Origin of the sequence: Chromobacterium indicum, assembly GCF_039708975.1 — a bacterium.
GTDB classification, from domain to species: domain Bacteria; phylum Pseudomonadota; class Gammaproteobacteria; order Burkholderiales; family Chromobacteriaceae; genus Chromobacterium; species Chromobacterium piscinae.
In genome coordinates, this window is the sequence record NZ_JAYFSJ010000007.1 from 260,888 (window position 1) to 269,723 (window position 8,836).

Here is an 8,836-nt window from a genome sequence, read left to right on the forward strand (position 1 = left end):
AGAGTCAATGGAACTAAATCGATCACTTCAAAAAGCAATCCTTAATGTTTTGTCTAATCACTATCCTGATACGATGGATATGGGAACACTTAAACTTAGACTGCCACCGGATTTTTCAGACTGTCAAAACTTGGTTGACGGTACAGTTCAATATTTTATTGAACATGGTCTTGTTGAGTGTCAAACCACAAAATTAACTCCCAGCTCTCAACATCAAGGACGTTTCTATAAAGCAACTGCCAAAGGGTTAGATTTTTTGGCGGATGATGGAGGACTTTCTTCGATCTTAGGTACTGTGACAGTTAAGCTTCATGCAGATACAATTCGGGATGTGCTGAAGGCTAAAATTATGGAATCTAATATTCCGCCAGAAGATAAAAAACGCTTTATCGATACTCTGAAAGATTTGCCAGGTGAGGCGCTTAAAACTTTTACTAACAAACTAATTGAAATGGCTTGCGATAATCCCCAGGCTGTTTTTTCCAGTCTAATGAAATTCATCTCATGAAGAAGCCGATCCATACCTGGAAAACCTATCAAGTAGTGCTTGTTGGGGCTTTGAGCTTTATCGTTTCTGGTTTCTATCTTTTTGTATTGGGGGATGTCTTGCCTGACTTGATCAAGACTTCTAACAAGGTCCCACTTGAGGATTGGTGGCCTAAGGGGGTCTTGCTTTGGCTGTTTTGTGGAGTACTAGCATTACTTGTCTGGCCATTTGCGGTCATTGCCCAGCGTTGTCATGAGGTTTTAAAAGAACGTTTTGTCGGTTAGCCATAAAGCTTTGCCAACTCGTCCCCAAACGGCTCAAGCACCTCGACAAACGCTTGGGCATGTTTGGGGTACTTCTCCCGAATAAATCCCGCCAGCTTTTGCACCACCTCCATCGCCGTCGCCAGCTGGCTGGTTTCCGGCAATACCTTCCGGCTGGCCGCCACCGTCTTATTGAAGCTGTCCGCCAGGCTGGCCAACATCGCCACCTTCTTCTCGGCTGGGATCTGGTCGCTGACAGTTAGGGTGTCCATCGTCGCCTGGTACTGCGTCATGAAACCGACCAGCGCCGCGCGGGCGATGCTCTCTATCCCGTCGCCGGCCAGCAGTGCCGCCGCGCGCACCTTATCCCAATCGTCGCCGGTCTCGGCCAACTCGCGTTTCCAGCGACTGGCGGTAGACATCGACACGCCGCATTGCATCGCGGCCACCTCTAGGCTGATGCGGTCGAACACGTATAGGCGGCGCAGCTTGTCCCGCGTCTCTGGTGTATGCGCCATTACAGCGCTCTCTTGACCAGCTCGACGGCAATAGCGGTACCCACGGCGACGATGCCGCCGCTGATTGCACCCGCTCGGGCGGCCTGCTGCTCAACGTGGCGCAAGCGACCATCCATGGCGTCCAGGCGCTCGTTCTGCGTGGCCTGGCTGGCGACGATCATGTCCAGCTTGCCCTCGATACGCCCCAGGGCGCGGGTCAGTTCGTTGTTCTCGGACATCAGCGTTTCCCTTCTTGGCATTGTTGGCAGTCGATACAGCGGGTGCAGCCGGGTATAGCCTGGCGGCGCGGAGCGGGGATGGCATCCCCGCAGTCCTCGCAGTGGCTGTAGCTGCCCAGGGAGGAAGCGCGGGCCAGGTCGGCCTGGATGGCAAGCGCCTGGTCGCGTTGCCGCTGCTCCAGTTCCTGGGCGCGGTCGAAATCATCCATGCGTGGCCCCCTGGTGCAGTTGAATGTAGCTGTCTAGGCGGGTCTCCAGCTCCTGGCACCAGCGGCCGTAGTCTGCAGCGTGGTTCAGTAGGTCTGCGGGCGGTAGCCCTTCGCGGGCGGTCCCGGGTGCGTCGGTTTTTGCAGCATTTCCGGCGTCGGCTGAGGGCAAACCAGAATCGGACTCGGCATAGCCGAGGGCGGCGCGGTAGAGCCGCAGGCTGTCAGGGCCAAGGCCAGTAAAAGCGGCACCATCGTTGCGGGTTGCATCGGCGATCCTTTCCTTAAGTTGCGCCTGGCTGCGTGCCAGCTCGCCTCGGGTTTGCAGCAGCTGCCAGCCGACCTGGTGGGCCAGATCAGCCAGGCGCTTTTGCTCGGCGCTGGCTGCAATCAACGTGCGGGCGTTGTCCTCGGCACGCTGCTTCAGCTCGGCGGTGTGCTGCGCCTGCAGGGCGGCCAGCGCTACCTGGTGACGCTGGTCTGCAAGGAATTGGCCGGTGTGATAGCCGGCATAGCCCACACCGAGCAGCGGCAACAGGTAAATGGCCCCTTTGATGGCCAGGGAGGCTAGCGGGTTAATTGTCACTGCCATTGCCGCCTCCTTTGGCATCGCGCCGGGATGCGATCCAGCTGCGCGCGGCGGAGTAACCGCCCACCGAGCCCATGTAGATCAACCAGACATCGGCGGTTAGCGTGCCGGCGATGCCTTGATAGACGAACATGCCGGAACCGACGGCGCAGGCGATATTGGCCCACAGCTTGCTGTGGCTCAGCCGGCCGGTAGCGGGGTTTTTGATCAAATCGCCTATGGTCATTGGTATCCCCGCGCCAGGGCAAAATGCGGAAACTCACGGAATGGCGCATTGGGTCGGCCGTACCAGTTCAGGCCCAGCTCCATACCGATGCGGCCGGCGGTTTGCCATGCAGGATGTTTGTCATCCCAGCACGGCTTCCCGCCGACAATCGGCACGATGTCGAACGCTCGCGCCGCCGGCCGCCCCTGGATCATGGCGTTGTGTTCGGATTGGCCGCCACGGGCGTTGGTGACGCGCGGGCCTGGCTTGCCGTTGCGGCCTTGGGCGTACAGCTGGTTTTGCTCCTCGGCGGAGCGGTAGGTGCAGGTAATCAGGATGTCCAGGCCGGCGGCCTGGCAGCACCGCAGAAACTCGCGGCATAGCGGCTGCAGATCCGGGTGGAGGTCTTCAATTTTGCGGCTAGGCATGTCGGTGTCCTGTTGAGTGGAACACCGCCAGAATAAGAAAACGCCCCGGTTGGGGCGCTGTGCAGGCTTTCAGTAGTAACTCTGCTTTATTGGCAGTGCACAGATGCTATGCCATATCTAATATTTTACAAATGGATCTTTGTATTGACAGGATAATTTTGCCAAGAGCTTTTACCCCTCTCATTCTGTTAGTGGCGTGACAGAGCTTTCCTTGGTTTTTGACTTGTCAGTATCGGCTGAAGTGGATGGTTGGTTTTGCACAAATGCGTTACTGTTTTTTGCATATCCGAGTTGTTCCAAGGTAATTGGATTACCATTGAATCCAAAAAATAAATCTTTCCCATTTCCCTGCATAACGAAATCTTCTTGATGATTTACATTGAGCTGAGCCATTATGAAGCGGGAGACTTTCCCAAAGAGCGAGGTGGTGACTCCATAGTCATTGATTTTGCTAACAGATGCTGAAAGAGTATATCTTGCAAGATTGACGATTTGGTAGAATTGCGAGTTAGGGTAGCTTTGTAGAAGGAGTTGAATAGTTTTCATGCAGTGTGCGTTGTTGCCAATATCACTGACAAACTCTTGAAGGTCATATTGATTGTCCAGTGATACAAATTTCCCATTGTTGAATTGATACTCAACTTTGTACTCCCCCTGATAATTTGCTCCCAAGCCACCAGCAATGCTTGATAAATTACCAGAGACATTGGCAGTCTGAAGTGCCGATAGACTTATGGTGGGTATGTTACTCTCCTTTAGCATGCTACTTATTTCCTCACTACTTTTGTTCAGGAGGAGTGAGGCAGAGCATGCCACTTGATAACCTGTCTCCGGCGTATATTGCAATAATGAAAATGGCTGATACATATCGGTTGCGATGGGAAATTCTCGAAATGGCAGTGCTATTCCTTGTAACACACCCTCTACAGATTGCGCAGTGCAGGAATTGGCTAGGAGTCCTAAGTAAATTGAGAGTGAGATCAGTAAGATCTTCATCTTCGTACCCATCCATAAAAACACCCAGCCATCCGGTGATAGATGGGGTTGGAGTGGATTCTAGACATTGGTAAAAATATGGCTAGTCAATGTAGCCCTTGTACGTGTTACTACTGTGGTGAAATTTTTCCCTCAGGAAAAATCCAATCTTATCTGAGAGTTGACATTGGAATCGTTTGACTTCTTTAAAATCATCCAAACATTACGCTCAGTCATTTGGAATTTAATAGCTAGCTGCGTAACCGTATGGCTAGCTGAAAGATGAGCTGTTATGCAATCAAACTCCTCCCTAATCATTCGATCTCGAACTTCTCGCAACGCAGCCGCGCAGCGGGGGATGGCTAGCACCTCGCCGCCAAAATGCCGCGTCATGATGTCCGCCGCGTCCACACCCACAACCTCGGCCAACGCCTCGTAGCGGATCTGACCGTCTCGGCGCTTGTTCTTGGATATAGGAAACGTGGTGCCGCCCCACGCCTCAATTAATCGCAGGGCCTTGGGCAGGCCGATCAGCGTGGCAATCAGCTGCGCCATTTCCGGCAACAGATGCTGCACGTCGTTCAGTTTCATCCCTGGACCCTCCCGTGTCGTTTCGCGTCGTAGGTCAGCGCGGCAACCAGTCCATGCAGCTGTACCGGGGCGAGCCAGCCAGCTCGCTCCACGCCATACATGCGCTGGGCCATCGCGTCTGCGTAGTCCCAGGGGCGGCCGGCTTCGGCCAGCAACGCCTCAGCTTTGTTGATCAGGCTCTGTCGGCTTTGGCCTACGTTGGGCTTGTCGGCCGCTTTGCTTTTCGGCTTCCAGCCGCAGCGCTTCATGTGGGCCAGCACCCGGTCGATTCCGGCCGGCGATAAGTCCTTGCTTGACGCCGCGCCGCCTACACTCAGCAGCATGGCGCGATAGGTGTCGTCGTCCAGGCCCAACTCTTTCTTGGCGATGTGGATCTTCGCCAGTGCCGGATTACGCATGATTGCCTCCGTTGGTTGGTTCACAGCCCGCAGTGCTGAGCGGCCCGCCGGTTTCAGAGGACGGCATTCTCCAGTTGATCATGGAGGTGGGCCGCTCAACGCTGCGAACTGGTGGTAAAACCCGTTGCGGAGCCGGCATAACCGGCTCGACATCAGGTTCTACGCCTTATTGCAGCGCGTCTTTCAGCAGCTTGGACGCGGCGAACTTAGGAGCCCGGCGGCCGGCGATCTCCAGCGCCTCGCCGGTCTTCGGATTGCGGCCGAGCCGGGGCTGGGTTTGTTTGACCGCCAGCTTGCCCAGGCCGGGCAGCAACGCTTCGCGGCCGGCCTGCAGTTCGGTGGTGATGACATCGCCGAACGACTCCAGGAAAGCGGCAATGTCTACCTTGCTGACAGCGCGGTCGTAACGGATCTTCATGGTCTCGGTGATGCGTTCCATCAGTTCTTGCTTGGTCATGGCTGTTTCCTTGTCAGTGGAGGGAGTGGGACGGCTTGCCGTTGACGACGTGCTTCTCGCATAGGTCGTTCATCAGCTGATGTAGTTGTTCGGCGTCATGTTGCAGATGGGCAGCAACCAGATCGCCAACCTGGCTGCCTATCTCGGCCAGGGCGGCTCGCATAGCCGCCATGACTTCGCCGCGATACAGGACGAGCTCGTTGGCGCGCCTCAGGGCAGTGCGCAACTCGCTTGAGCTGCTGAGCGTGTCCGGATCGACCGCACCGGTCGGTGCGTTGACCGCGATGCCGGGGAAGTCGGGGTCCGCAGGATTTACGAGGACGCGTTCCGGCGGCGTTCCCAACTCGGCGATGGCGCTGCGCAGGAAACCGTAGGCGAACGAGTCGCCTTCAGCGGCGCGCAGCGCGCCCAGGGACACGGCCAGGACGGCAGTAAGGTATTCACTGCGGTCGGTCCCCGACAGGCAGGCAGTGGCCTGCATGGTCAGATCGATGGCGCGTTTGATGTCAGTGTTCACGTTGTTCTGTTTCATGGTTTCCCCTCGGTTACACGCCGGCTAAGTCAAAGCGCACCGCCTCAAAACGGCCGCTAGCGTTTCGGCGCTCGATGCGTACATAAGCTTTCGAACACTGCACCTTGAGCGAGTCCGACAGCGCGCTCATGGCCCGTTGCCACTTCTCGTCTTGGATGTCGAGCCGGCGCAGGCTCAACACCCGAGCGGTCGAGATCTTGCCGGCCTTGTCGGTTTGGAATGCATCCGCGATCAAGGCTTTAATCTCCGGCCGGGCATCCTCCAACCATTCATTCACGCATTCATCGATAAGCGCCTTGGCCGCCTGCAGGCGTTCATCGAAAGCAAGCGTGTCGGAAATAGCCCGCAATACCCTGGTCGAACCATCAAAGCTGGTAAGTGTGACGTTGCCTTTCTCGCCGCCGACATCTGCCTGGTAGCGTTCGGCGGATAACTGGACAAACGCGTCGATATCCTCGAAAAGCGCCTCGCGAAATTTCGCCATCTGTTCCTGCAGCGCCAACGCCAGGGTGTATTTCTCAGCCACAAAGTCGTCTCGGGCCAAGTCAATCGCAGGGATGATTTCCACCGGGCATAACCGGCCTTTAGCGTCCTTCTTGTAGCCGTCCGGGATGTGGTTCATGTCAATTTCCTAAGTAGTTGCTTCACTTTCGATAAGGCTGCTCTGTTCTTGTCCAGCCATTCCGGGGTCAGCCGGGCTTCTTCTTCCGCCCGCCAGAACCGCCTGGGCGGTAGAAGCAGCGCGGGGGAAGGCTCAGGGCCGGGGGGCGGCGTGCTGGGCGGTGCTGCCTCCGTCTCCGCCGGGGCCGGCACTGGGCTAGGGGCTTGTGGCTGGCATTGGGCCTGTTCGTCCAGGTAGTCCAGCCACACAATCCGCCGCGCCTCGCGCCGCTCCGTTCCCATGGCAACCAACCGTTCCACCTCGGCTGCCAGCGCCGCCTTGGTCTGATCGTCCAAAACCGTGCCGCTCATGCGTCCAGCTCGTCCCACACCACACGGCAGCCGTTCAGCTGAAACTGCCCTTGGCGGTACTTCCCGAAATAGATGTCCTGGTCAAAGCCGTAGTAGGCGGCTTTCCCTTCCTGAACCATTGCGGTGCAGCTTTCGTGCTTCAGAATGCGGATCGTCGGTCGTGGCGGTTCCATTTCCACTCCCACCACGATCAGGCCGCGCCGAGTCAGGCGCTCTACGGCAGCCGCTACTAGGTGCGCGGCGGCGATGACTTCTGCGTTGCGGATCGGTCGTTGCGGTTGCGTTTGCATCTTCACTCTCCTTTGCAGCGGTTTTGGCACCGCTGGCATGCGCGCCAGTGGGCCAGCTTTAACGGGTTGTGGGTCGGGGCTTGGCTGGTGGACTGCGCCTTGCACTCATCCGGCGTCAGGTCGCGGCCCAGGTAGGGGCAAGCCACGCGGCCCAGGATGTTCAGCACCACTTCAGCTACGCGCTCCGTTTGGCCTGGGTATTTGTTGGCTAGCACCAGGCTGACGGTGGTTCGGCTGTAGCCCAGCAATTTGGCAGCTTGGCCAATGCTGGTGCGCTCGGCCTCGGCGCGCAGCAGGGGAAGCCACGGCGGCTCAGAGATGGTCGTCATGGTTCATTTCCTCTTGCCACACCACCTTGTCCAAGTTCGGGTCGTACACATAGGCATTGCGTCCAACGACCGGCGGGCGCGGCCCGGAATAACGCTGGGGAAGGAATCGGTAACGCGGGGTAGATCGTTTTCCTGCCACTCTGGTGGCCTTGGCCTTGATGACGTATCCGGCCTTTACGAGCTGGCCGATATACAAGCTCGCGGTGCTATGGGCGATAGGGCGTTCTGGCGTGCTGGCCATCGCAGCCAGCTCACGCGTTGAAAACTCCCCGCCGACGATGCGCATCGTCCGCCACAGCGCCTCAGTGCATAGATCGCGAGCTATGGGCTGTCCCTTGGCATCCAGGCGTGGATACTCAATGCCGGTATCCTTCACGAGACGGAAGCGTTGCTGCTCGGCATAGCTGGTGCGTTGATTAATGCGCTCGATGTAGCCCCCCAGCGCCAGGGCGTTGAGGTAGTGTCCGATTGCGCCCTCGGTCGCCAGCGTATCGCTATGGATCAGCAGCATCGTGAAGTCGTCGCGGCGCGCGCGGATGGCGTCCCAAATGCGCTGGAATGCGCCACGGCCGCCAGCGCTTTCCATCCGGGTTGCATGGCGAGAGGTGCGCATCAGATTGCCCCCCGACGCTTCGGCGCGTCGCCGGTGTACAAGTCGCGGTCTCCCCACTTGGCTAGAGTCATTTCGGATTCGGCCAGCATCATGGCTTCTTCGTGAACGCGAGTCAGGTTCACGCATACGCGGCGCACGGAGCCGTGCGACAGCTCGACAACGCGGGCCAGCAGGTCTTCCGCGATGTCGACTTGGGGGCAGTAGATCGGCGACAGCTTGCGCGCATCGTCCAGGCTGACGGGGAGCGCAGGAATCCAGGCCATCACGCGGCTGTGGAACCGCTCCCAGCGCTTTAGCTTCTGCGGGATGGTCTCCTCGCCGACCAGCAGCAGGGTGCCCTGGCTGCCTTCGTAGATATCGCGAACCAGTTCGACCAAGCCGTCGGATCGCAGGCAGAAATCAAACTCGTCGACGATCAGCGGCCGCCTGGACGCCGCGATCTGTTCGCATACCTGGTCGAGCAAGTGCGGGATGGTGCCGCTGGGCTTGATGCCCATCTCGAATAGGATTTTCTCCAGCAGCGTCTTGCGGCTCCAGGCGCTGCGCATCTGCACGTAATAGCCGCGCGTCTGGTTTGCCAGCGCGCTGCAGGCGATGGTTTTGCCCCGGCCAGCCTCGCCGTACATCACGCCGATGCCCGGCAATCCGTCGACCCGCGACAGCAGTTTCTCGGCCGCTACTGCGACCAGGTCGAGGTTGGAAATGTTGGCCACTCGATTGACCAGCGATTGGGGTTGCGTCATGATTTGGGCTCTTTCTAGTAGT

The 8,836-nt window shown here is 57.8% G+C and carries 19 protein-coding genes; 2 read left to right on the forward strand and 17 right to left on the reverse strand.

Features of this window, described 5'->3' with window-relative positions:
• Positions 1-7 precede the first annotated feature (7 nt).
• Both VA599_RS11675 and VA599_RS11680 read left to right on the forward strand, forming a co-directional pair.
• Positions 8-508, forward strand: coding sequence for a hypothetical protein (locus tag VA599_RS11675; RefSeq protein WP_346788688.1), 501 nt, complete (start codon positions 8-10; stop codon positions 506-508).
• The gene (locus tag VA599_RS11680; protein ID WP_346788689.1) at positions 505-771 is read left to right on the forward strand and encodes a hypothetical protein; all 267 of its coding nucleotides are present in this window, start codon (positions 505-507) and stop codon (positions 769-771) included. The genes VA599_RS11675 and VA599_RS11680 overlap by 4 nt, the downstream gene beginning before the upstream one ends.
• Here VA599_RS11680 and VA599_RS11685 read toward each other — a convergent pair.
• From VA599_RS11685 to VA599_RS11765, 17 genes are all read right to left on the reverse strand, one after another.
• Positions 768-1,268 carry a DUF1804 family protein gene (locus VA599_RS11685; RefSeq protein ID WP_346788690.1) on the reverse strand — a complete coding sequence of 167 codons (501 nt, stop codon included), beginning with the start codon at positions 1,266-1,268 and terminating at the stop codon, positions 768-770. The two genes, VA599_RS11680 and VA599_RS11685, sit on opposite strands and share 4 nt — an antisense overlap.
• Positions 1,268-1,486, reverse strand: coding sequence for a hypothetical protein (locus VA599_RS11690; protein ID WP_076225718.1), 219 nt, complete (start codon positions 1,484-1,486; stop codon positions 1,268-1,270). Before VA599_RS11690 ends, VA599_RS11685 begins: the two co-directional genes overlap by 1 nt.
• Positions 1,486-1,695, reverse strand: a complete 210-nt coding sequence (locus tag VA599_RS11695; RefSeq protein ID WP_346788691.1) for a TraR/DksA family transcriptional regulator — start codon at positions 1,693-1,695, stop codon at positions 1,486-1,488. Before VA599_RS11695 ends, VA599_RS11690 begins: the two co-directional genes overlap by 1 nt.
• Positions 1,688-2,284, reverse strand: a complete 597-nt coding sequence (locus VA599_RS11700) for a hypothetical protein (protein ID WP_346788692.1) — start codon at positions 2,282-2,284, stop codon at positions 1,688-1,690. Before VA599_RS11700 ends, VA599_RS11695 begins: the two co-directional genes overlap by 8 nt.
• Positions 2,268-2,507, reverse strand: a complete 240-nt coding sequence (locus tag VA599_RS11705) for a DUF2644 domain-containing protein (RefSeq protein ID WP_346788693.1) — start codon at positions 2,505-2,507, stop codon at positions 2,268-2,270. The genes VA599_RS11700 and VA599_RS11705 overlap by 17 nt, the downstream gene beginning before the upstream one ends.
• Positions 2,504-2,914, reverse strand: coding sequence for a M15 family metallopeptidase (locus VA599_RS11710; RefSeq protein WP_346788694.1), 411 nt, complete (start codon positions 2,912-2,914; stop codon positions 2,504-2,506). Before VA599_RS11710 ends, VA599_RS11705 begins: the two co-directional genes overlap by 4 nt.
• Positions 2,915-3,094: 180 nt before the next feature.
• Positions 3,095-3,910 (reverse strand): hypothetical protein, encoded by an 816-nt coding sequence (locus VA599_RS11715; protein WP_346788695.1) that lies wholly within the window; start codon positions 3,908-3,910, stop codon positions 3,095-3,097.
• Between the two features lie 132 nt (positions 3,911-4,042).
• Complete coding sequence (locus VA599_RS11720) at positions 4,043-4,480, reverse strand: Mor transcription activator family protein (RefSeq protein ID WP_346788696.1); 438 nt, start codon at positions 4,478-4,480, stop codon at positions 4,043-4,045.
• Positions 4,477-4,878 (reverse strand): gp16 family protein, encoded by a 402-nt coding sequence (locus tag VA599_RS11725; protein WP_346788697.1) that lies wholly within the window; start codon positions 4,876-4,878, stop codon positions 4,477-4,479. Before VA599_RS11725 ends, VA599_RS11720 begins: the two co-directional genes overlap by 4 nt.
• Positions 4,879-5,044: 166 nt before the next feature.
• Positions 5,045-5,335 (reverse strand): HU family DNA-binding protein, encoded by a 291-nt coding sequence (locus VA599_RS11730; protein WP_021476444.1) that lies wholly within the window; start codon positions 5,333-5,335, stop codon positions 5,045-5,047.
• A 13-nt stretch (positions 5,336-5,348) separates the two neighbouring features.
• Entirely contained in the window at positions 5,349-5,867 is a 519-nt protein-coding gene (locus VA599_RS11735) for a hypothetical protein (RefSeq protein ID WP_346788698.1), read from the reverse strand.
• A gap of 13 nt (positions 5,868-5,880) precedes the next feature.
• On the reverse strand, positions 5,881-6,489 hold the full coding sequence (locus tag VA599_RS11740) for a DUF3164 family protein (RefSeq protein WP_021476442.1): 609 nt from the start codon (positions 6,487-6,489) through the stop codon (positions 5,881-5,883).
• The gene (locus VA599_RS11745; RefSeq protein ID WP_346788699.1) at positions 6,486-6,839 is read right to left on the reverse strand and encodes a hypothetical protein; all 354 of its coding nucleotides are present in this window, start codon (positions 6,837-6,839) and stop codon (positions 6,486-6,488) included. Before VA599_RS11745 ends, VA599_RS11740 begins: the two co-directional genes overlap by 4 nt.
• Positions 6,836-7,129: a hypothetical protein gene (locus tag VA599_RS11750; RefSeq protein WP_346788700.1), complete on the reverse strand. Its 294-nt coding sequence runs from the start codon at positions 7,127-7,129 to the stop codon at positions 6,836-6,838. Before VA599_RS11750 ends, VA599_RS11745 begins: the two co-directional genes overlap by 4 nt.
• A gap of 2 nt (positions 7,130-7,131) precedes the next feature.
• Positions 7,132-7,458, reverse strand: coding sequence for an XRE family transcriptional regulator (locus VA599_RS11755; protein ID WP_346788701.1), 327 nt, complete (start codon positions 7,456-7,458; stop codon positions 7,132-7,134).
• Positions 7,442-8,071, reverse strand: a complete 630-nt coding sequence (locus tag VA599_RS11760; protein WP_346788702.1) for a hypothetical protein — start codon at positions 8,069-8,071, stop codon at positions 7,442-7,444. Before VA599_RS11760 ends, VA599_RS11755 begins: the two co-directional genes overlap by 17 nt.
• A complete protein-coding gene (locus VA599_RS11765) occupies positions 8,071-8,814 on the reverse strand; it encodes an AAA family ATPase (protein ID WP_021476437.1) in 744 nt (247 codons plus the stop codon). Before VA599_RS11765 ends, VA599_RS11760 begins: the two co-directional genes overlap by 1 nt.
• Positions 8,815-8,836: the final 22 nt, after the last annotated feature.